Genomic DNA, 23,541 nt, shown 5'->3' on the forward strand with positions numbered 1-23,541 from the left:
AAGGCTATTGATTTATTGTCTATAAATTATTCTTTACAATTTCAATCTGGTATACGTAAGGCCATTTTCTGCCGGTTACAAAAAGGCGTTTCCCTGCTGCATCGTAAGCAATGCCATTTAATACATTTTTATCACCGTCAAAACCTTTAGGGCGCTCTTTTTCCGGATAGATATCTGTCATATTGATGGCTTTTACCACAGCCCCGGTTTTGGGGTCAATTTCTATAATGGTATCATATGGATTGATAGTGGCATATAATTTACCATTAAAATACTCCAGTTCGTCTATTTGATTAACAGCCGCGTTATGATCAAACACATCAATAAAGCCAATCTGGTGGTAATCTGTTTGATCTAAAAGCAATACCCTGTTAGTGCCATTATTTAAATATATTTTCTTCCCGTCAGTAGTAGCGCCCCAGGCCTCGGTACCAATCTTAAATTGCGTGAGCGGTTTAACCGTTTTTTTGTCAAACACGAAACCAATTTTATCTTTCATGGTAAACATCAAAATTTTATCACCAACAACAGTACTGCCGGTACCAACATACTTGTCGCCCAACTTTTGGCGCTCAACTACTTTACCGGTTTCTAACATTACCTTACGGATCTCGGATTTCCCCTCATTTCCGGTACTTTCATATAAATAACCATCATCGTATGATAATCCTTCTGTAAATGCAGTGGTATCATGCGGAAATTTTTTGATCACCTTATAGGTATAACTACTGGGCATACGGACAGGCATTATAACTACCCCGGTTTTTATATCCTTACTCTTACCATCTTTGTAAACCTTAGCTGTTATATTTTTTATCCCCATCCGTAAAGTATCCGTTTTGAAACTGATAGCGGTAGAGTCCTCTCTTGATCCTAATTTTACCGAATCCAATAAATAAACAATCGAATCCGGCTTGAATGATTCCGGATAGCTTACTTTCACATTAACCGGCTTGCCGTCCCGTTCGGTATAGCCATTAAAAGGGCTAATAGTAAAGACGGTGTCTTTAATTTGTGCATTTCTGTTCTTACAGCTAACAGCAACAAGTGCTATTGAAGCAATAAATAATAATGATCTGGTTTTCATAATTTATCAGCAGGTGGCCAAAAGGCATCCTCAATATGGTTTAACTTATAATTGGTTTCGTTATTAAATAAAATTGCAATGATATCAAACCGCACCTCGCCCTGGTGATCCATTAAAAAAATGTATTCGTCGGCTGCATCGGCCAGGAGCTTTTGCTTGCGTACGTCCACAAAGTCTTCGGGCTCACCAAAACCGGTACCGGTACGGGTTTTTACCTCGGCAAATATAATAACCTTGTCCTTATATGCAATAAGATCAATTTCGGCTTTGCCGTAGGTCCAGTTTTCGTCAAGTATCTCGTAACCTGTCCGTTCCAGGTGTGTTTTTGCCAGGCTTTCGCCCAGCCGACCCAGGTCATTATGCAGTGCCATTATTTTATAATTACTGACCCCAGGTAGTCAGATATGGTTTTCTCAACCTTCTTCATCCGCATATATTGGGTAAGCAGGATATCCTGATCTTCATCGGTAACGGCATTCTGCAATTCATCGCGCAGGGTTTGCAACATTTTACCAACCTTATGCTTCTTTAAATGGAATATGGCTCCCAATATAGTAGCTTTCATATTGGCCTGCTCATCGCTCACCAATATTTTATGCATCTCATACCAGTTTTCGCTCAGGGTGTATTTGGTAGCGATAAGGGTAACTACCAGGTCAACAATGTCTTTATCAGGATAGTGAATAAAATGCTGATCTTCGGGCAGCACGCCGTTTTCAACCTCTTTACTGTAAAGCCTGATAAATTCTTTAGCTGCCGGATGCTCAAAGTCAACGTCGTTCAGCTCAGCTACCATAAACGGGCCTATATAGGTATTGGCTATCCCGTCCCAGTCAATCATCTTATTACCATACAATAACAGCAGGCGCACAATTTCTTTCTCCTGCGAGAAGGTCTCCTTTGCCTCTTCAACAGGTTCTTCAACCAGGGGGTAGTCCTCAACCGGGGTTATCATCCGGCCATTGGGTTGCTGACTATCCTTTTTGGCCTTAGCCTGCCGCATCTTGTTTAGCTCAGACAGCAACGCGCGTTCATCTATCTGCAATATATGGCTGCATTCCTTGATAAATACGGATGCTTTTATAGAGTCGGGGATCTTGGCTATGCTCTCCACAATATCCCGTATCACTTCTGATTTCTTTATCGGGTCATTACCGGCTTCTTTTAATAGTAGGCTGGTTTTGAAAAGAATGAAGTCCTTCTTGTTATCATCGATATGTTTCTTAAACCCGGCCGTGCCTACCAAACGCACGTACGAGTCGGGGTCATGTCCATCCGGGAACAGCACCACTTTTACGTTCAGTCCTTCTTCCAGGATCAGGTCCAACCCGCGTACCGCGGCTTTGATACCTGCCGCGTCCCCATCATATAAAATGGTGATGTTTTTAGTGAGGCGGCCTATCAGCCTGATCTGCTCGACAGTTAATGACGTGCCCGATGATGCCACCACGTTTTCGATCCCTGCCTGGTGCACTGATATCACATCGGCATAACCCTCAACCAAATAACAGTTATCTTCTTCACGAATGGCCTTTCTGGCGAAGTGAAGCCCGTATAAGATGTTGGATTTATGATAGATCTCAGACTCGGGCGAGTTAACGTATTTGGGTACATTCTTGTCGCTTTTCAGCGTACGTCCGCCAAAGGCGATAACCCTGCCGGTGAAACTATGGATGGGGAACATCACCCGGCCGCGATAACGGTCATACAGCGACCCGTTGTCCCGCTTAACAGACAATCCGCTTTCGGTCAAAAACTCTTCCAGGTAGCCCTCTTTCAGGGCCTGGCCGGTAAAGGCCTCCCATTGGTCGGGCGAGTAGCCCAGCTCAAACTTTTTGATGGTCTCGGTACTGAAGCCGCGCTCTTTAAAATAGCTCAGACCGATAGCTTTTCCTTCGTCGGTGTTCAGCAGGCTTTCATGAAAAAATTTAGCGGCGAACCCGGATACGATCATCAGGCTTTCGCGGCGGTTCTCTTCTTCTTTGTTTTCGGCGGTCTCAACCGTTTCCTCAACCTCGATGCTGTACTTTTTGGCCAGCCATTTCAATGCCTCAGGATAGGTAAACTTCTCCAGTTCCATTAAAAAGGTAACCGCGCTACCACCCTTGCCTGATGAGAAATCCTTAAAGATCCCCTTAACCGGCGATACCGTGAACGATGGCGTACGCTCATTAACAAACGGCGACAGGCCCACGTAGTTGGCCCCGCGCTTTTTTAACTGCACAAATTCCCCTATCACCTCCACAATATCTGTGGCTTCCATTATTCGGTCGATGGTTGATTTTAGTATCATGCGTTAAAATGCAAATGTAGGGCAATTATCCATTGCCTTAAATAGGATCGTCAATTTAGTGAATATTTTATTTAGCGGAGCCGGTTAAATGCAGGCGCCTGTGTGCGGGTGATCCACTTTTAAAAGTGGATCACCCGGATCACCCTAAAAATATAAATAACTGAAAATTAAACAGATAGATAAAAAAGCGGATCACTTTGGATCAGCCGTATTCGTCAGGGTTTCTATGCCTGTTATTTTATTAACCTATTGATAATTAACCAATTGAAAATTTCCTGTTTTTCGCAGTTTTTTTAGGAGCGGATCAGCAAAACCGGATCACCTGCTCTTCGGTTTTCCGCTCTGCCGGCAAATATTTTTGTGGCCTTCTTTAATTAAAAAGATATTCGTAATTTTAGCTACCTAATAGCTAAACCTCTAAATCACATCTATGAAAAAATTCGTATTCGCGCTGTTTTTTATTTCTTTTTTTATTTCGTGTGCCAAAACTGACAGCCTTAAAGTTTGCGGCTGCTCGGTAATGACGCCCGGTTTGTATGATATCAGTTACAGCTATGCCGATGAAAAGAGCTGGCAGGATAATAAAACTACAGCCACCGTTACCAATGACACCCTTACGCTGCAAAGCTTTAAAAGCGACCGTGAACTGATACTCAAGTTTCCGTTTCATGCAGATTCGACCGTGGTGAACTTGCCCATGAAAAATATTGTCGCCGGTTATATCAGGCACAACACTAATTTAAAACCGCCCCAGTTTTTTAACCTGGACAGCACCGCAAACAATACCCTAAGCTATTCTGCCAACGCCGGCGGTGTAGGCGGTCATTTTAGTTTAACTTTTAAACTGAGTAATCCGGCAGGCAACATCGCCATTGATACCATAAGGGCTTATTTCCCCAATGGTGTATTCCGGGTTGGGATAAAAAAATAAACCGGGATCATTATAACGCCGGCCGCTTATTGGGCTGCCGATTAAAGTAAATATTTGTATTTTTGCGGCTCTAAATTTTTTACAATGAGCCAACGTATAAAGATCAAAGCATTATTAGAAAGCACAACCCCGGATATTGATGTAACGGTTAAGGGTTGGGTACGCACCTTCCGCAATAACCAGTTTATCGCTTTAAATGATGGCTCAACCAATAATAACCTGCAGGTTGTAGTTGATTTTGAAAATACCGATCCTGCCCTGCTTAAACGCCTCACCACGGGCGCGGCTATCAGCGTGTTTGGCCGTTTGGTGGCCTCATTGGGTAAAGGACAAACGGTTGAGGTTAAAGCAAAGTCGATTGAAATTTTAGGTGACAGTGATCCGGAGAAATATCCGCTGCAACCCAAAAAACACAGCCTGGAGTTTTTACGCGAGATAGCGCACCTGCGTTTCCGCACCAATACTTTCGGGGCGATATTCAGGGTTCGTAATACACTGGCTTATGCGGTGCACCAGTTTTTCCAGGAGAAAGGTTTTATTTACCTGCATACCCCTATCATTACTGCCAGTGATGCTGAAGGCGCCGGTGAAACTTTTCACGTAACCAACTTCGACCTGGCCGATACCCCCAGAACCGATACCGGCGAGGTTGATTATAAGCAAGACTTTTTTGGCCGTGCCACTAACCTAACCGTATCCGGACAGCTGGAAGGCGAACTGGGTGCAATGGCGCTAAGCGATATTTATACTTTCGGGCCGACGTTCCGCGCCGAAAACTCGAACACAACCCGCCACCTGGCCGAGTTCTGGATGATTGAGCCGGAGATGGCCTTCGCCGATATCACCGATAACATGGACACCGCCGAGGCGCTCCTGAAATATGTCATCGCTTATGCCCTGGATAAAAACAAAGACGATATTGAGTTTTTAACGCAGCGTTTGCTGGAAGAAGAAAAACAAAAGCCACAAAACGAACGCTCAGAAATGAGCCTGACCGAAAAGCTGCAGTTTTGCCTGGGGAACGACTTTGAGCGCTTAACTTATACGGAAGCTATTGAGATCTTAAAAGAATCAACCCCCAATAAAAAGAAAAAATTTCAATACCCGGTTGACGGCTGGGGCACCGACCTGCAATCAGAACATGAGCGTTACCTGGTAGAGAAACACTTTAAAAAACCGGTTATCCTTACGGATTATCCCAAAGAGATCAAATCGTTCTACATGCGCCAAAATGACGACGGTAAAACCGTTGCCGCTATGGATATTCTGTTCCCCGGTATCGGGGAGATCGTAGGCGGAAGCCAGCGTGAAGAGCGCCTGGATAAGCTGGAAACCCGCATGGACGAAATGGGCATCCCTAAAGACGAGCTTTGGTGGTATTTGGATACCCGCCGCTTCGGCGCCTGCCCGCATGCCGGTTTTGGTTTGGGATTTGAGCGTTTGGTATTGTTTGTTACCGGTATGGGTAATATCCGCGACGTTATCCCTTTCCCAAGGTTCCCGAAGAACGCTGAATTTTAAGATGCCTTTTAAGGTAACAAAAGCTTGTTTCAAAAAATCAGGCTTTGTTACCTTAATTACCTCACTGCAGCATTGTGTAGCAATTCAAACTTGATAAGCAGAAAGTTGTAATAAACGCGTTTTAGGCCTCTGATGAGCATGGCTTGCCCCGCTCAATTGCCGCGGTGGCTGTTACTTTTGGCTTGATCCAAAAGTAACCAAAAAATCAAGTCAGCCCGATCACTTCCGCCCGCAAGGCCATACTCCCGGCTCGGCGTGCTGACAGGCCTTTGCGCTTTTTTTCATTATTAAAAACAAAATAAATGTTGGTTCAGTCTAAAACCGTCATACGGGCAGCTTCGGGCGAAAGGCGGTAAAACAAGCGGGATTGTGCGTGGGCACGGGCATTGGTAATTTTGCCTGAAGCGGTGGCTTGCGCGACAACAGGGGGCAAAAGGACCGCGCCCGAGGTTTTACCGGCTTTGCAGCGCATAAGGCCAGGTGCGGCAAAGAAGCATCCCGTCTGACTTGATTTTTGGTTCTTTTCATCAAGGAAAAGAACAAAGCCACCCCGCGGCGATTGAGCGGGCGGATGTTGTTAGTATGGATACCAGCAGGTTAAAAATGTGAATAAGAGGAAAACCAACGCCTTATAAAACCCTTTGCTACTGGTGTCTGTACCCAGTTGCTAATTAACCTCACTTTCTTTATCTTGTGCCTTGAAATTAACTTATCATGAAAAAATTCTCCCTGATTATTTTATTAATCGGCTTTGTTGCGTGCCGCTGCTTTGCACAAAGTCATGTTTTATGGATGCAGCAACCGGCAATTTCGCCGGATGGTAACTGGATAGCTTTTGAATACAAGGGCAATATCTTCAAAGTTGCCGCAACCGGCGGTTCCGCTATACCGCTGACGATCAACAGCTCTTACAACGGCTACCCGGTTTGGAGCCATGATGGCAAAACCATCGCCTTCGCTTCCGACCGTTATGGCAACTTTGATGTTTACACCATGCCGGCTGACGGCGGCGCCGCAAAAAGGCTGACGTTTGATTCGGGCCGTGATATCCCCAATGAGTTTTCGGCAGATGATCAAACGATCTATTTTGGCGGCCGCAGGCATGACATTGCCAGTTCGGTAAGGTTCCCGGAAGATGGCTATTTCACCAAATTATATAAAGTAGCTACTAAAGGCGGCCGCAGCTTTATGGTGAACGCGGCGGGTACAGAGTTTGTGCATTTTAACAAAGCTGGCGATAAATTTATTTTCCAGGACAGCAAGGGTTATGAAAACCCTTACCGCAAGCACCATACGTCAGCCATAACCCGCGACATCTGGATATACAATACCAAAACGAATGTTTACACCAAGGTATCAGACTATAAAGGCGAGGACCGTGAGCCACTTTGGGGAAACGGAGGCACATTTTATTATTTAAGCGAGCGTAACGGCAATCAAAACCTTTTCCGCGCTACCGAGGCCAATCCGGGTAAAGTAACCCAACTAACCACTTTTGATAAAAACCCGGTACGTAACCTGTCGCGCGCTGAAAACGGGACCTTTGCCTTTACTCAAAATGGCGAGATCTATACATTAAAAGAAGGTCAAAAACCACAAAAGATAAGTATCAGCATCAACGCCGATTTTAACGGCGATCAAACCCAAAATATTGCTGTAAGGGGCGGCGCCAGCGAGATGGCGGTCTCACCCGACGGGAAAGAGATAGCCTTTGTATACCGCGGCGAAATATTTGCCGCGGCTGCCGAAGGCGGTTTGGTAAAAAGAATAACCAACACCCCTAACCAGGAGCGCATGATCAAATTCAGCCTTGACGGAAGAAGTATTATCTATTCGGTTGAAAATGAACAGTCATGGGATATCTACAAAATAACTATCGCCAATAAAAGCGAGCCCTATTTTTATGCTGCCACAACTTTAACTACCGAGCCGGTTATTGCTACCGATAAAGATGAGTTTCAACCCATCCCGTCGCCGGACGGCAAAAAAATAGCTTATTTGGAGGAGCGTAATGTGATTAAGGTTTATGATATCGCCGCCAAAAAATCTATCGCCATATTACCCGAGGACGTGAATTTTTCGTATGCCGACGGCGACCAGAACTTTGTATGGTCGGCTGACAGTAAATACATCCTGGCGCAATCGTCAGAGGGCAATGCTTTAGGCGCCGCCGAGATTGTATTAATTAAAGCTGACGGTTCAAAAGCGCGTGTTAATTTAACCCAAAGCGGTTTTGATGATAACAACCCGCATTTTGGCATGGGCGATAAAATGATGTACTGGACCAGCGATAAACAAGGCATGAAAAACCTTACACGCGGCGGCCAGGGCGACGTTTTTGCCATGTTTTTTGACCAGGCTGCCTGGGATAGGTTCCTGTTAAATAAAGAGGACCTGGCCATAAAAACGGAGATCGAAAAAAGAGACTCGGTAGACATTAAAAAAGCCATTGCAAAGGCAGACAGCCTGGCTAAGGCCCAAAAGAAAAAAATAACGCCGCCGGCAATACCTGAATTTTCACCGAACCTCGAGAACCTGGAAGACCGCACCGTGCGTTTAACCCTGGCGTCATCACGCATAGGCGATTCGCAACTATCAAAAGATGGCGAAAAGCTATACTACCTGGCCAGGTTTGACAAAGGTTATAACCTTTGGGTATTAACCACCCGGACCAAAGAAAGCAGGATCCTGGCAGAAATAAATGCAAACGGCGGTTCGTTGGAAATGAGTAAAGACGGCAGGGCGTTATTCCTGCTGTCGGGCGGTGGTATTATGCGCATTGGGGTTGATGACGGCAAGGTTACGCCGGTGCCTATCAACACCACTTTTACGCTGAACGCCGCGGCAGAAAGAGCTTATATTTATGAACACGTTTGGAAACAGGTAAAAAAGAAATTGTTTGATCCTAACCTGCAGGGTGTAGACTGGAACTATTACCATGATACCTACGCCAGGTTTTTACCTTACATCAGCAATAACTATGATTTCCAGGTACTGCTGAGCGAACTGCTGGGCGAGCTTAACGTATCACATACCGGCGGGATCTATGCCGTTAGCTTCCCCGACGGCGAGCGTACCGCTGCCCTGGGTTTGCTGTATGATTATTCAAGAACCGGTGACGGATTGTTGGTAAAAGATATCATCACGGGCGGCCCGTTTAGTATTGCTAAAACCAAAATGAAAAGAGGCTATATCATTGATAAAATTGATGGCACCGCTATCACTGCCGATGAAGACTGGGCCAAATTATTAAACAGCAAGGCCAATAAATTTACGCTGATCACTTTCCATGATCCGGCCACCCATACTACCTACAACGAAACTGTTAAACCGATAACCATTGGCGCAGAAAACGGTATGCTGTATGACCGCTGGGTACGTAAAATGGAGCATCTAACCGACAGCTTATCGCATGGCGAGGTTGGCTATGTGCATATTGCGGAGATGAACGAAGAAAGCTACCGCTCGGCCTTTGATAAGGTTCTGGGTAAAAACATTAATAAAAAAGCCTTAATTGTTGATACCCGTTTTAACGGCGGCGGCTGGCTGCATGATGATCTGGTTACCTTTTTAGGTGGCAAGCGTTATTTCTCATTAAGGCCGCAGGGCCATGTAACAACCGGTGGCGAGTCGGCCAATAAGTGGGACAAGCCAAGCTGTGTTTTAATGAGCGAGGGCAATTATTCTGACGCGTTTATGTTCCCGTATGCTTATAAGGAACTGGGGCTGGGTAAGCTCATCGGCATGCCCGTAGCCGGCACCGGCACCGCGGTTTGGTGGGAAAACCAGATAGACAATTCTATCATCTTTGGTATTCCGATGATCTCGAGCTGGGGCACTAACGAAACCCACCCCACCGAGAATCATGAACTGGAACCGGATATCAAGGTTAATAACGATTACAACCAGGAACTAAGCGGCGAAGACCAGCAACTGGAAGCTGCCGTAAAAGAAATGCTGAAAGAAGTAGGCGGCAAATAAAATAAGCCGGACAAGTATAAAAAAAGCCCTGCGCCGGTGACCGGTGCAGGGCTTTTTATAATTTTATTATTTATGATAATCTTTCTGCAAGATCAAAAAGCTGGCCCGCTCCTCTTTATGAAAAGGCACATTCCAGCTACCTTGGTAGCTTATTTTGGCCGGAAGTAATTCGTCATTATAAGGCACCAGTTCGATATTCATTTTCACATCAAAATCAAAGAAAAGGTTGCCGTACCGCATATCCACGTAGCGGCCCAGTATTTTAAAGGTGCGCATATCAAATATAGTGGTAAGCTCTTTAATCATTACGTCACCATCAGCCGTACTGGGCTTTTTGATCACTTTAAAACGATAAACAGGTATCGAGTCGAGGTATTTTCCCCGGGCAAATTCATAATTGTAAAACTGCCGCATATCGGGGCCAAAGATCTCCGTCTTGCCGCTTAAAAACGGGATCCCGGTAACTTTTCGCCCCGGCGAAAAGATCAGTGTTTTCAATTTATCCTTGTATGATCCGTTTTTACCTGCGCCCGCCAGCGGGTCGGCCGCCGAGAACGCGGAGTTATAGGCATTGTTAAAAATATAGTCAAACATCTCAACGGTATAAAGATCGTACTTGCCGTTTCGCTTATAAACTTTGCCCTTATCCTGCTTAAACAGGTATTCGGTTTTGGGCCTGCCCGCCACAACGGTATGTTTTACGCGGCGATGGATCTCGCCTTCAATCTGGTTATGTTTATCGTAGGTATAAATATCATTTGCAGCCATGAAACCATAGCGTTTCATGTTTCTGAAAGCTTTATAAAAACCGGTATCGGCAACTACGGCGTCGATGAAATCCTGGGCGTTTAACCGGTGCGACCGTATATTTACCGGCGAATCGATCACTACGGTTAACAGGGTATCCGGGTTAAAACGATGCTGCTGCGCACTTGAGCTTAAAGCTAAAAGCAGGAGGCTAAAAGCCGATACGATGCTTTTTTTCATGGTTGAATTTAACATGATCCATCAACTATGAACCACGAACTATAAGTTAGTTACCCAATTGTTTTACTGCCAGGTACGCCATCAGGCCTATGCTTTGCTCTAAAGCGGTTTCTTCAATATCAAAAGTTGGGGTATGTACCGCCGAGGTAATGCCCCGGCCCTCGTTACGGGTGCCCATGCGGTAAAAGCAGGCATCGGCCACCTGGGAATAGTAAGCGAAATCTTCCGCTGCCATCCATATATCCAGGTCGACCACATTTTCCTTACCCAGGTAGTCTTCGGCATGGCTGCGGGTTGCTTCTGTAAGCTTAGGCTCATTGATGAGGAAGGGATAACCTTTCATGATCGTAAACTCGCAGCTGCCGCCCATGCTTTCGGCAATGCCTTCGGCCATTTTTTTCATTTTAAGGTGGGCCTCGGCGCGCCATCCTTCGTCCAGCGCCCTGAAGGTCCCTTCCAGTTTAACTTCGTTGGGGATAACATTGGTGGCGCCGTTAGCTATCACTTTGCCAAATGATAAAACGGTGGGGTTTTTAGGATCCGCGAAGCGGCTAACGATCTGCTGCAAAGCAATTAATATATGCGCGGTGATGATCACCGGATCGACATTTTGTTGTGGCTGTGCGCCGTGGCCGCCTTTACCTTTTACAGTTACATACAATTCATCAGTAGACGCCATGTATTTCCCCGACCGGAAACCAAACTTACCGGCGTCAATTAAAGGCATTACATGCTGGCCTAATACCGCGGCGGGCCTGGGGTTTTCAAGCACACCTTCTTTTATCATCAGGCTGGCCCCCCCCGGTAATCTTTCCTCGGCAGGTTGAAATATGAGTTTAACGGTACCGCCAAATTCGCTCTTTAATTCGGTTAATATTTTGGCGGTGCCCAGTAATGACGAGGTATGCACATCATGGCCGCAGGCATGCATTACGCCTGCATTTTGCGATTTATAAGGCACTTCATTAGCTTCGGTGATCGGCAGGGCATCCATATCCGCACGTAGCGCAACAACTTTGTCTGATGGTTTTTCGCCGGTTATAAGCGCTACCAGGCCATTATCGGCCATCCGTTCCCAGCCGATGCCCAGTTCGTCCAGCTTTTTGGCGACGAAGGCAGAAGTCTCCACTTCATGAAAAGAAAGCTCGGGATGGCTGTGGATATGGCGGCGATTAGCCACTACTTCATTGAAAAGATCTTTAGAAAGTTGTTGTATGCGTTGTTTAATCATTTCCTGTAGTTGTTTTGGGGGGATTTATCTTCCCCGCTATAATAAAAAGGCCGGTAAATTTACCTCTCAATTCCTGCATTAATCTTTCAGCTTCCAGGCGTGTCCTAAAATCGCCGGCCCGTACCTTATAATCGGGCTCACTATAGCTGATATAAGTGCGCATATCGCCATATTGCTGGTTAAACCTGGCCTGCGCATCATAGGCTTCCTTCCGGCTTGAGCCATTGTAGATCTGTACCCGGTATCCGTAGCCCGAGGTTGAATAAGCTGCCGCATTACCGGTTGCCCCCGCCGCCCTTAACCTTGACCGGTGAGCGGCTAAAGTATCTATCCGCGCATCTTTTACTACTTCAACCGTACCGCGGGTTTGCGCACAGGCTATCGCCGGCGCAAAAATAGCTATAAAAAAAACGCACCCGCCTATATTGCTAAAAATTGCTTTATAAACGGATGCGTTTTTCATGCTTCTTAAATTACCTGTTCAAAGCCCTCCCTGTTTGAAGAGGGTTGGATGAGGTTTTTATGCCTGGCCTATGCCATGGCAGCTTTTGTATTTTTTGCCGCTACCACAAGGGCAGGGATCATTTCTGCCTATTTTTTGCTCAACGCGTACCGGCATTGGTTTTTGCTGCTCGCGGGTGTCGCCAAAATCAGGTAAGCCGCTGCCACTGTCGCCAACCAGTTCCGGTTTTGAGGTGCGCATTTTTTTCATATCTGTTTTTGGCTGAGGGCGGGCCTCCTGTACTTCATCAGGCGCCTGCTGTGCAGCAATACCACCTCTGAACAAGAAACTCACAATCTCTTTATTAACCGTAGCCAGCATAGCGCGGAACAGGTTAAACGCCTCAAACTTATAAACCAATAACGGGTCTTTTTGTTCGTATACCGCGTTTTGTACCGATTGCTTTAACTCGTCCATTTCACGCAGGTGTTCTTTCCACGCATCGTCAATTAAAGCAAGCGTAACATTTTTCTCAAACGATTTTACCACTTCCAACCCATTATTCTCTACCGCTTTTTTAAGCGGAACAGCTACCTGTAAAGCGTGTACGCCATCAGTAAACGGAACAATGATGTTTTCGATAATATTACCACGGGTATTATAAACGTCTTTTAAAACAGGGGCCGCCTGCTGGCTTATGGCTTCTGATTTACGTTTGTAAAACTCGGTAACTTCGGCAAAGGTCTTATCAACCAAAGCGTTTAAAGCTATGCCTGCAAATTCATCGTGTGAAATTTCCACATCAACAGAGAACAGACGGATCACCTCTAAACGGAACCCTTCATAATTATTTTGTTCTTTGTATTCGGTAACCACATCTTCAACCACGTCAAAAATGGTGTTATTCAAATCCACGTCTAACCGCTGACCAAACAACGCATTTTTACGTTTGGTATAAACCACGGTACGCTGCGAGTTCATGACGTCATCATACTCCAGCAAACGCTTACGGGTACCAAAGTTATTTTCTTCGACCTTTTTCTGCGCGCGCTCTATCGAGTTTGAGATCATAGAGTGCTGGATCACCTCGCCCTCTTCAATACCCATACGCACCATCAGGTTCGAGATCCGCTCTGATCCGAATAAACGCATCAGGTTATCCTCAAGCGATACAAAGAACTGCGACGTACCCGGGTCGCCCTGGCGACCGGCACGACCACGCAACTGGCGATCGACACGACGCGACTCATGGCGCTCTGTACCCACAATGGCTAAACCGCCCGCTTCCTTAACGCCGGCGCCTAATTTTATATCCGTACCACGGCCGGCCATGTTGGTAGCAATAGTTACGGTGCCGGTTTGGCCCGCCTCGGCTACAATGTCCGCCTCTTTTTGGTGCATCTTGGCGTTTAGTACGTTGTGTTTAATACCGCGCAGCTTCAACATCCGGCTTAACAGCTCAGAAATCTCAACCGAAGTTGTACCTACCAGCACCGGGCGACCTGCCTGGGTTAGTTTAACAATTTCATCAGCAACAGCATTATATTTTTCACGTACGGTACGGTAAACCAAATCCTCCATATCCTTACGGCTGGCCGGTGTGTTGGTTGGTATTTCTACTACGTCCAGTTTATAGATCTCCCAGAACTCGCCGGCTTCAGTTACTGCAGTACCGGTCATACCGCATAGTTTGTGGTACATCCGGAAGTAATTTTGGAGGGTGATGGTTGCAAAAGTTTGTGAAGCATCTTCTACTTTAACATTCTCTTTAGCCTCAATAGCCTGGTGCAATCCGTCAGAATAACGACGGCCGTCCAGCACGCGGCCGGTCTGCTCGTCAACAATTTTTACTTTACCTTCATCAAGGATATACTCCGTATCTTTTTCAAATAAGGTATACGCCTTTAACAGCTGGTTAACCGAGTGGATCCGCTCAGACTTGATCGAGAAATCGCGCATCAGTTCATCTTTTTTGGCGATCTTTTCTTCGGCCGGCAAATCAGATTTTTCAATTTCGGCAATCTCTGTGCCCACGTCAGGCATTACAAAGAAATGAGGATCTTCGCCCGAAGCAGTGATCAGTTCAATACCTTTCTCAGCCAGCTCAACCGAGTTCTGTTTTTCGTCGATAATAAAGTAAAGCTCTGAATCTACTTTATGCATTTCCTTATTTTGGTCCTGCATGTAATAATTTTCTGATTTTAACAGCGTTTGCTTGTGGCTGCCTTCACTTAAATATTTTATTAAAGCTTTGCTTTTTGGTAAACCGCGGTAAGCACGCATTAAAGCCAGGCCGCCTTCTTCCGGTCCGCTTTTGCCTTCGGCGATAAGCTTTTTGGCTTCGTTTAAAACGCTGTTGATATAAGTTTTTTGCGCATTAACCAAACGCTCAATACGCGGCTTCAACTCGTAAAACTCATGCTCGTCGCCACGTGGTATCGGGCCCGAAATAATTAACGGTGTACGGGCATCATCAATTAATACTGAATCGACCTCATCCACCATGGCATAGTGCAGCTTGCGTTGCACCAGTTCTTCAGGGCTACGTGTCATATTGTCACGCAGGTAGTCAAAACCAAACTCGTTGTTGGTGCCAAAAGTAATATCAGCTAAATAAGCAGCCCGGCGCTCTTCGCCGTTTGGCTCATGTTTATCAATACAATCAACCGATAACCCGTGAAACTCATACAACGGCCCCATCCACTCAGAGTCACGTCGTGCCAGGTAATCATTCACGGTTACAATATGTACGCCCTGGCCGGCAAGCGCGTTTAAGTAAGCAGGCAGCGTGGCTACCAGCGTCTTACCCTCGCCTGTTGCCATTTCGGCTATCTTACCCTGGTGCAATACAATACCGCCAATTAGCTGTACATCATAGTGGATCATGTTCCAGGTAACTTCATTACCGGCAGCAAGCCAGGTACTGTTATGTATAGCTTTATCGCCTTTAATAACAACATTGCTTTTTTTGGCAGCAAGGTTGCGGTCAAATTCGGTAGCAGTTACTTCAATGGCCGGGTTGTTTGTAAACCTGCGGGCGGTTTCTTTTACCACGGCAAAAGCCTCCGGCAGTATATTTAACAATATCACTTCCAGCTCTTTATCGCGGTCTTTTTGCAGTTTATCCAATTGGGTATACAGCTCAACTTTCTCATGCATATCCATATCCGGATTGCCTTCGGTTTGTTCTTTAATTGACTGTATTTCTTCGTCAATAGCTGCTAATTCCTGTTTAATGGTTTCCCTAAAGGTTAAGGTCCTGGCTCTTAGCTCATCGTTAGTTATCTGGTCAAGCTTGGCAAACTCTGCCTTCACTTTTTCAACCAAAGGCAAAATAGCCTTTACATCGCGTTCTGATTTGCTTCCGAAAAGCTTACTTATAAAATTCAACATATATATAATTGATATAGCCCACTAAACTCAATAATTACGCCATTGTAATTTTGAAGTCATTATGACAGGCAAAGGTACGTTTTTGAGGTGAAAGGTTAAAGGGTAAAAGGTTAAAGGTTGTTAACTTATTGCGCTATTTTGAGTAACTGATACGTCGCTCTGTAACACTGGTTAACTTACCATTAAGATATTCGTTTTTGACGAGCCAATTATGCTTTTTATCCAATTTTGGATAGGTATAAGTATAGCTGGATGCAGACACAATTGTTGGATATTTTTTATAGTTTACCGGACGGGCAACAAACGATTTTTCGGTCACGTTACCGTTATCGTAGTAAGTAATCAGCGTCTTGATTCCCACGCCGTGCATTTCCGGAGATTAAAATAACAGAATCTATTTTGCCTTTTGGTTTTGCATCGTTATAAGGAGAGAAGGGATCCCGGGCAAAACAATTTGCACATGCACCAAACACCATAATGCAGGCCATTGCCGGTCTCCGCAAAAACTTAATCATATATTTCATTTTCTGTAAACTATACGTTTTTCAACCATCCCGGTTAATTTACCATCAATATAAATGTTTTGCACCAGCCAGTTATGATGTTTATCAAACTTAGCGTAAGTGTAAATACGAGTGGAGGCACGTATAATAGAATGATTAATAGGATGGTATTGCGTACTGACCTCTTTTAATAAATTACCGGTATTGTTGTAACTATATAAAAACCTAACGGGCATCCCTGGTCTTTGGTTACAATCATAGGGTAAAGCATTCATTTCAATAAGATACCCTTTGCTATTGTAGGTAAAGTTACGTGTGATTTCCAAAACTTTTCCTACCGCATCCCGGTAGTTTCTTTCTTCGATGATCTTTCCGGAATTATCCAATTTAAAAACGAGTAACTTAGCTTGAGGATTTTCAGCGTATCGGGCCAATTTATTGTCCTTATTAATTGCATTATTAACGCTAACGGATCTCGTCGCCGGCGAATAACTGTAAATACTTTCATACCATAACATAGGCGCCCTTATGTAATACTTAACGTCTGTAAGGTTACCTTTATCGTCATAACTAAAAGTCGCAGATGTATGATTGCTATTTTGAGATGTAAAGTAACAATCAGATTCTGTTACTTGTCCTTTTTTATTCAGCGCGTCGATAGTTTTATTTTCGAAAATCTTGGTAACGGTATCATCTTTATTAAAACGGTATTTCGTGGTTATAATGGTGTCTATATTCTCCTTTGGCTTGGCTCCCTGGTGCCGGTCATTGGTGAATTGGGCAAAAGAAGTCGACACAATTATCAACATTAGGACATTAATAAATAACAATTGGCGAGTCATAGATTGGTTAGGTTTGATTAATCTAATTTATAAAACATTACAACCTATCTCCAAATAATGAAATCGCCTGGTCACCCATGGGCGTTATTAATAAGAACGGTTGGTTATTTATAATAGGTGATGCGGCGGCGAATTGTATCCTGATGATGAATTGAATCGTCATCTTTACCACTTACAAAGTCTATTGCCTGCTGTGTCCAGTTGTGATTTCTATCGTAGTTAGAATATTTGTAGCTTCTTACTCGTGGATGTTCCCGTCCCGTGCTTCTCGATTCTATTTCGTTTCCATTATTGTCGTATCTATAACTTGTAATAATCGACAAACCACTTTCAAAATAAGTTGTTTGACTAATGAGCTTTCCTTGTTTATCGTATTGATAATGGTAACCTCTTGCTGGCAGATGTTGCAGGTCATTTTGTTTATACAAACCACTTTCAATCATTTGCCCCAATTTGTTAAACCGCATTTCAAAAACCTTCGTTGAATCGTAAGAACCGGTGCGTATGGAGTATCCATATTTCGAAGCCAGATATTGATAAACAGTTTTTCCTGGTGTACTTGAAATCAGTTTGCCATCCTTATTGTAAGTATATACCGTTTTTAACGTATCACGATTAGTTGTACCAAAATCCGGGTTTACCCAATACCGATACAAATTGGCCTGTATGAGCTTGCCTTTCCTGTTATAAATATACAGGAAGGTTTCAGCACCTTCGTACGGATATCGATAAATCAACACTGAATCTACTTTTCCTTTTGGTTTGGCTCCATGAAATATTGCGAATGGGTTATCGAGCGCTGTTTGAGCAAACGACGCTTCCCCCGCCGAGGCCACCAGCAATAAACAGGCAAAAGCAAACTTAGTAAATCGGCTCACAATTATATTTCAGGTTTATTGGTATCTAATTTATAAAATATTACAACCTATCTCCAAATAATTATCTTTGCCCACTATGAATATTCTGATCCTCGGCTCAGGCGGAAGGGAAAGCGCCTTCGCCTGGAAACTAGCTCAAAGCCCCAAATGCGACAAAATTTTTATTGCCCCCGGTAATGCCGGCACGGGCCAGTATGGCACCAATGTAAATATTGGGGTTAATGATTTTGACGGCATTAAACAATGTGTTTTGGCTAATGGCATTGACCTGGTACTGGTTGGCCCCGAAGAACCATTGGTTAGGGGCGTTCATGATTTTTTCCTGGCGGATGAACAGTTGAAAGGTATCCCGGTTATTGGCCCCCAGGCTGAGGGTGCGCAGCTGGAAGGCAGCAAGGATTTCTCCAAGCAATTTATGACCCGCCATAACATCCCCGCAGCGGCATCACAAACTTTTACCGCTGATACTTTGCAGGAGGGCTTAAGCTATCTGCCAACCATAGGCCTGCCGATAGTTTTAAAGGCCGACGGACTAGCGGCCGGCAAAGGCGTGTTAATTTGCACATCGTTAGCAGAGGCTGAGCTGGAGCTCAAAGAAATGCTGACCGAAGCCAAGTTTGGAGCAGCCAGCGCCAAAGTGGTTGTTGAGCAGTTTTTACAAGGCATTGAGCTATCGGTATTTGTGTTGACCGATGGTAACAATTATAAAATATTACCATCAGCAAAAGATTATAAACGTATTGGCGAGGGCGATACCGGCTTAAACACCGGTGGTATGGGCTCTGTATCACCAGTGCCATTTGCGGATGCTGAGTTTATTAAGAAGGTGGAGGACCGTATCATCATCCCTACTGTGGAGGGTTTAAAAGCCGAAGGCATCCCCTACAAAGGTTTTATTTTTATTGGCCTGATGAACTGCGGCGGCGACCCCTACATGATTGAATACAATTGCCGCATGGGCGACCCGGAAACAGAAAGTGTACTACCCCGCATTGAAGCCGACCTGGTTGACTTGTTATTGGGCGTAGCCAACGGTAACTTAAACGAGGTAGATTTTACCATCTGCGGCAAAGTTGCCGCCACAGTGGTGTGCGTCGCCGGCGGTTATCCCGGCGAATATTTGAAAAATAAAGTAATTACCGGGATAGAGAATGTTCGCGGCTCGTTGGTTTTCCAGGCTGGCACTACCCAACAAGGCGAGGATGTATTAGCAACAGGTGGCCGCGTATTGGCCATCACTTCGCTGCAGGATAATATGTTCGACGCGTTGCAACAAGCCACTGCCGATGCCAGCCGGATCTATTATGACGGTTGTTATTTCAGGAAAGATATTGGGTTTGATTTGATATAAGAACGTCTTAAACCAGATATTAAAAAGGCCTCGCAAATTTGCGAAGCCTTTTTAATATCTAAACTTTTAATAGTTTCTATTGTGCTGACAAAGCCGCCGCGCCGCTTACAATCTCGGTAAGCTCGGTGGTGATAGCTGCCTGGCGGGCCTGGTTGTATGAAAGTTTCAGGGCTTTCAACAGGTCGCCTGCATTTTCGGTTGCCTTGTCCATTGCGGTCATCCGTGCACCATGCTCGGAAGCTACCGAATCCAATACCGCGCGATACAATTGTATCTTGATATTTTTTGGTATCAATTCGGCAATAATTTCTTCCTGCGACGGCTCCAGGATATAATCAACTTGTGCCGCATTTTTAGCTTCTTCGGCCAGTTCGGTTTTGGGTACCGGTAATAACTGCTCGGTTATTAAAAACTGCATAGCCGCGTTTTTGAAATGATTGTAAACAATCTCAACGCGGTCATACTGTCCTTTTAAAAAGCCCTCCATAATGCTTTCGGTAATTAACGAAGCATTAACAAAGTTTAAGTTATTATACAGCTCGGTATTGTTACCAATAACGTTGTATTTACGGCGCTCATAAAACTCTTGCGATTTTTTACCGATTGCAATAATTGAAACATTACCTGCTTTTAATTGCTCACTGTATTTCTCGGCGATCAGGTTATTAGCTGTTTTTATAGCGTTGGCATTAAATGCACCGGCAAGGCCACGATTTGAGGTTACTACCACAATCAATACACGCACCGGTTCGCGCTGCTGTAAAAAAGGTGATGAACCATCCTCTAAACTTGAAGACAAGTTTGACAATAATTCCTTCAGCTTTTTTGCATAAGGGCGTAGTTGTACAATAGCATTGGTAGCGCGTTTCAACTTAGCCGCCGAAACCATTTTCATAGCCTTGGTGATCTGCTGCGTTGACGATACCGACGATATCCTGTTTCTTACTTCTTTTAAATTAGCCATTTTTTGGGGTTATAGGTTGTAAGTTATAAGTTGTAAGTAAGTGCCTGCAACTTATAACCTTCAACACACAACATTAATTATAATTCGCTGCCAGTTCTTTCGCTACTGTTTCCAGTACGCCTGTTAACTGGTCATCAAACTTGCCTGCTTTTAATGCAGCAAGCACTTCGGGGTGACGCAATTCTAACTGGGTTGTAAATTCGCTTTCAAACTCACGGATCTTGTTTACCGGTACGCTACGCATTAAGTTTTTGGTACCTAAGTAAATAATAGCTACCTGTTTCTCAACAGATACCGGTGAGTATTGACCTTGTTTCAGGATCTCAACGTTACGGGCACCTTTATCCAATACGTTTTTAGTTGAAGCATCTAAATCTGAACCAAATTTAGAGAAAGCCTCAAGCTCGCGGTATTGCGCCTGGTCCAGTTTTAAAGTACCTGCTACTTTTTTCATTGATTTGATCTGCGCGTTACCACCCACACGTGATACCGAGATACCTACGTTAATAGCCGGACGAACACCTGCGTTAAACAAGTTCGACTCCAGGAAGATCTGACCGTCAGTAATTGAAATTACGTTGGTTGGGATATAGGCTGATACGTCACCTGCCTGTGTTTCGATGATAGGTAAGGCGGTTAATGAACCACCACCTTTTACGATACCACGGATAGACTCAGGCAAATCATTCATCGCCTGCGCGATTGAATCATTGGCGTTGATCTTGGCGGCACGCTCTAATAAACGGCTGTGCAGGTAAAACACGTCACCAGGATAAGCCTCACGGCCCGGTGGACGACGCAATAACAACGACACTTCGCGGTAAGCTACCGCTTGTTTTGACAAATCATCATAAACAATTAATGCCGGGCGACCAGTATCACGGAAATACTCGCCGATAGCTGCACCTGCAAACGGAGCAAAGAACTGCATAGTTGCAGAGTCAGAAGCATTAGCCGCAACGATGATTGAATAAGGCATTGCACCTTTTTCTTCCAAAGCACGAACAATGTTTGCTACCGTAGATGCTTTTTGACCGCAGGCCACATATATACAGATAACCGGTTTACCGGCATCATAAAATTCTTTTTGGTTGATGATGGTATCAATACAAACCGCAGTTTTACCGGTCTGGCGATCACCAATAACCAACTCACGCTGGCCACGGCCGATAGGGATCATCGCGTCAATAGCTTTGATACCGGTTTGTAAAGGCTCGGTCACCGGCTGACGGTAGATAACACCCGGAGCTTTACGCTCTAAAGGCATTTCATACGTCTGGCCTTCAATAGGTCCTTTACCATCAATAGGCTCGCCCAGTGTGTTTACAACACGGCCCAGCATACCTTCTCCTACGTTAATAGAAGCAATTTTGTTGGTACGTTTAACTGTATCGCCTTCTTTAATTTCGTCAGACTGGCCCAATAATACAACACCTACGTTATCCTCTTCCAAGTTTAATACAATGCCTTGTAATCCATTGTCAAACTCAACCAACTCGCCTGATTGTACTTTTGTTAAACCGTAAACGCGTGCAATACCATCACCCACCTGGAGTACGGTACCCACTTCTTCTAATTCAGATTCTGACTTGAAACCCGCCAATTGCTGACGCAAAATTGCCGATACTTCATCTGGTCTTACCTCTACCATAGTTTATTTTAATTTTGAGATTTTAATTATTTATTAAACCGTGCCTTGGGCAAAGTTCTTTTTCAATTTTTTCAGGTTATTTGCTATGCTGGTATCTACCTGCCTGTCGCCGACGGTTAATACAAAACCGCCGATAAGGGTCGGGTCAACTTTAGCTTCCAATACTACTTCGCCGCCCGCTGCTGCTTTTACCTCAGCCAGGATCTTAGCTTTATTAGCCTCAGATAATGGTGTGGCAGATACTACCGTGGCCTGCGTAATATGTTTCAAAGTATCATATTGATTAACAAACTCATGCGCCGTAGTATATAATACTTCGCCACGGCCTTTATTAATCATCAGCTTAAAAAACGCAATAGATATTTTGTTCATCTTACCTTCAAACAAATCAGTAAGAATAGCCAATTTTTTAAGGTGCGATATGATAGGATTACTTAAAACCGCAATTAACTGCGTGTTTGCCTTTAAGGTTCTCAGGAAAAATGCCATGTCATTGTTTACTTCCTCAAGCGCGTTTTGCTCCTGTGAAAGATCAATGATTGATTTGGCGTACCTGGCTGCTACCGTTAATTCTGACATTTTATTTAGTTGTATGTTGTACGTTTTAAGTTGTAAGTAAAGTGTCGTTAAACCTACAACCTGTAACTTTCAACTTATTATAACTTCACTTCTTTTAAAAGCTGGCTAACCAGCTCATCCTGTTTTTCCTGATCTGCCAATTGCAGTTTCAATACTTTCTCTGCAATCTCTAATGATAAAGACGCTACCTGATTTTTAACATCAGCCATCGCTATTGCTTTTTGGTTGTTAATTTCAACACGGGCCATCTCAATCATGCGCGCACCTTCAGTATGTGCCGCTTCTTTAGCATCGCTTATGATCTGATCTTTAACTTTTTTGGCCTCATGCAAAATCACATCGCGCTCCGCACGTGCCTGTTTTAATAAGGCATCGTTTTCGGTGGTTAAGCGTGACATTTCTTCTTTAGCTGCTTCTGCTTTTAATAAAGCATCTTCAATAAAGCGTTCGCGATCAGTAATTGCGCCTAAAATTGGTTTCCAGGCAAACTTACCCAGTATAAATAACAGGATCAAAAAGGAGATCGTTGTCCAAAAAACTAAACCTATTTCCGGTTTAACTAATTCCATAATACTTATTTTAAATTCAGTTTTAACAAATTTTAAAAACGGGCCCGGTGCCAACCGCTCCGGGCCGTTTTACTTTTTTTAGTTTGCGTAATATAATTACAGCAAAGCTACTACCACAGCAAACAAAGCAACACCTTCTACAAGGGCCGCAGCGATGATCATGTTAGTTTGAATTTTAGAAGCAGCTTCTGGCTGACGGGCAATACCTTCAACGGCTTTTCCGCCAATTTGACCAATACCGATACCGGCACCGATAACAGCTAATCCTGCGCCAATCGCAGCGATACTTCCATGAACTACATCTTGAGTCATTGTTTGATAATTTAAACGTGTATATT

The 23,541-nt window shown here is 44.4% G+C and carries 20 protein-coding genes; 4 read left to right on the plus strand and 16 right to left on the minus strand.

The genetic code is table 11. The features are described 5' to 3' along the window. Positions 1-19: 19 nt before the first annotated feature. The 3 genes from LJ658_RS09135 to dnaG are packed head-to-tail and all read right to left on the minus strand — an operon-like array spanning position 20 to position 3,380. Complete coding sequence (locus LJ658_RS09135; RefSeq protein WP_230546187.1) at positions 20-1,087, minus strand: glutaminyl-peptide cyclotransferase; 1,068 nt, start codon at positions 1,085-1,087, stop codon at positions 20-22. Further along, positions 1,084-1,458, minus strand: a complete 375-nt coding sequence (locus LJ658_RS09140; protein WP_230546188.1) for a YraN family protein — start codon at positions 1,456-1,458, stop codon at positions 1,084-1,086. The genes LJ658_RS09135 and LJ658_RS09140 overlap by 4 nt, the downstream gene beginning before the upstream one ends. Next, positions 1,458-3,380: a DNA primase gene (gene dnaG, locus LJ658_RS09145; protein ID WP_230546189.1), complete on the minus strand. Its 1,923-nt coding sequence runs from the start codon at positions 3,378-3,380 to the stop codon at positions 1,458-1,460. The genes LJ658_RS09140 and dnaG overlap by 1 nt, the downstream gene beginning before the upstream one ends. A gap of 430 nt (positions 3,381-3,810) precedes the next feature. Between dnaG and LJ658_RS09150 the strand changes: the two genes are divergently transcribed. Both LJ658_RS09150 and asnS read left to right on the plus strand, forming a co-directional pair. Continuing rightward, positions 3,811-4,311, plus strand: a complete 501-nt coding sequence (locus LJ658_RS09150) for a hypothetical protein (RefSeq protein ID WP_230546190.1) — start codon at positions 3,811-3,813, stop codon at positions 4,309-4,311. 84 nt (positions 4,312-4,395) lie between these two features. Further along, positions 4,396-5,832: an asparagine--tRNA ligase gene (asnS, locus tag LJ658_RS09155; protein WP_230546191.1), complete on the plus strand. Its 1,437-nt coding sequence runs from the start codon at positions 4,396-4,398 to the stop codon at positions 5,830-5,832. A 310-nt stretch (positions 5,833-6,142) separates the two neighbouring features. Here the strand turns inward: asnS and LJ658_RS09160 are convergent, their stop codons facing one another. Continuing rightward, entirely contained in the window at positions 6,143-6,304 is a 162-nt protein-coding gene (locus LJ658_RS09160; RefSeq protein WP_230546192.1) for a hypothetical protein, read from the minus strand. A 242-nt stretch (positions 6,305-6,546) separates the two neighbouring features. Here LJ658_RS09160 and LJ658_RS09165 point away from each other — a divergent pair, with 242 nt between their 5' ends. Beyond that, positions 6,547-9,813 (plus strand): S41 family peptidase, encoded by a 3,267-nt coding sequence (locus tag LJ658_RS09165; protein WP_230546193.1) that lies wholly within the window; start codon positions 6,547-6,549, stop codon positions 9,811-9,813. A 66-nt stretch (positions 9,814-9,879) separates the two neighbouring features. Here the strand turns inward: LJ658_RS09165 and LJ658_RS09170 are convergent, their stop codons facing one another. From LJ658_RS09170 to LJ658_RS09200, 7 genes are all read right to left on the minus strand, one after another. Beyond that, positions 9,880-10,800 carry a hypothetical protein gene (locus LJ658_RS09170; RefSeq protein ID WP_230546194.1) on the minus strand — a complete coding sequence of 307 codons (921 nt, stop codon included), beginning with the start codon at positions 10,798-10,800 and terminating at the stop codon, positions 9,880-9,882. Between the two features lie 46 nt (positions 10,801-10,846). Further along, positions 10,847-12,031 (minus strand): M20 family metallopeptidase, encoded by a 1,185-nt coding sequence (locus LJ658_RS09175; RefSeq protein ID WP_230546195.1) that lies wholly within the window; start codon positions 12,029-12,031, stop codon positions 10,847-10,849. After that, entirely contained in the window at positions 12,024-12,494 is a 471-nt protein-coding gene (locus LJ658_RS09180) for an SPOR domain-containing protein (protein ID WP_230546196.1), read from the minus strand. The genes LJ658_RS09175 and LJ658_RS09180 overlap by 8 nt, the downstream gene beginning before the upstream one ends. Before the next feature lie 57 nt (positions 12,495-12,551). Then, a complete protein-coding gene (gene secA / locus LJ658_RS09185; protein WP_230546197.1) occupies positions 12,552-15,866 on the minus strand; it encodes a preprotein translocase subunit SecA in 3,315 nt (1,104 codons plus the stop codon). 133 nt (positions 15,867-15,999) lie between these two features. Then, positions 16,000-16,236, minus strand: a complete 237-nt coding sequence (locus tag LJ658_RS09190; protein ID WP_230546198.1) for a hypothetical protein — start codon at positions 16,234-16,236, stop codon at positions 16,000-16,002. Positions 16,237-16,386: 150 nt separating this feature from the next. Next, positions 16,387-17,178 (minus strand): hypothetical protein, encoded by a 792-nt coding sequence (locus LJ658_RS09195; RefSeq protein WP_230546199.1) that lies wholly within the window; start codon positions 17,176-17,178, stop codon positions 16,387-16,389. A gap of 137 nt (positions 17,179-17,315) precedes the next feature. Beyond that, entirely contained in the window at positions 17,316-18,089 is a 774-nt protein-coding gene (locus LJ658_RS09200) for a hypothetical protein (RefSeq protein ID WP_230546200.1), read from the minus strand. Positions 18,090-18,165: 76 nt separating this feature from the next. Between LJ658_RS09200 and purD the strand changes: the two genes are divergently transcribed. Next, positions 18,166-19,440, plus strand: a complete 1,275-nt coding sequence (gene purD / locus LJ658_RS09205; protein ID WP_230546201.1) for a phosphoribosylamine--glycine ligase — start codon at positions 18,166-18,168, stop codon at positions 19,438-19,440. Positions 19,441-19,516: 76 nt separating this feature from the next. Here the strand turns inward: purD and atpG are convergent, their stop codons facing one another. The 5 genes from atpG to atpE all read right to left on the minus strand — a co-directional run bounded on the left by atpG (position 19,517) and on the right by atpE (position 23,515). Continuing rightward, positions 19,517-20,404: an ATP synthase F1 subunit gamma gene (atpG, locus tag LJ658_RS09210; protein WP_230546202.1), complete on the minus strand. Its 888-nt coding sequence runs from the start codon at positions 20,402-20,404 to the stop codon at positions 19,517-19,519. Between the two features lie 73 nt (positions 20,405-20,477). Further along, complete coding sequence (gene atpA, locus LJ658_RS09215) at positions 20,478-22,055, minus strand: F0F1 ATP synthase subunit alpha (RefSeq protein ID WP_230546203.1); 1,578 nt, start codon at positions 22,053-22,055, stop codon at positions 20,478-20,480. 33 nt (positions 22,056-22,088) lie between these two features. Then, on the minus strand, positions 22,089-22,634 hold the full coding sequence (atpH, locus tag LJ658_RS09220) for an ATP synthase F1 subunit delta (RefSeq protein WP_230546204.1): 546 nt from the start codon (positions 22,632-22,634) through the stop codon (positions 22,089-22,091). 77 nt (positions 22,635-22,711) lie between these two features. Beyond that, positions 22,712-23,203 (minus strand): F0F1 ATP synthase subunit B, encoded by a 492-nt coding sequence (locus LJ658_RS09225; RefSeq protein WP_230546205.1) that lies wholly within the window; start codon positions 23,201-23,203, stop codon positions 22,712-22,714. Positions 23,204-23,299: 96 nt separating this feature from the next. Next, complete coding sequence (gene atpE, locus LJ658_RS09230; protein ID WP_230546206.1) at positions 23,300-23,515, minus strand: ATP synthase F0 subunit C; 216 nt, start codon at positions 23,513-23,515, stop codon at positions 23,300-23,302. Between the last annotated feature and the right edge of the window lie 26 nt (positions 23,516-23,541).

The organism is Mucilaginibacter sp. UR6-11, from assembly GCF_020880695.1.
Lineage (GTDB): Bacteria > Bacteroidota > Bacteroidia > Sphingobacteriales > Sphingobacteriaceae > Mucilaginibacter.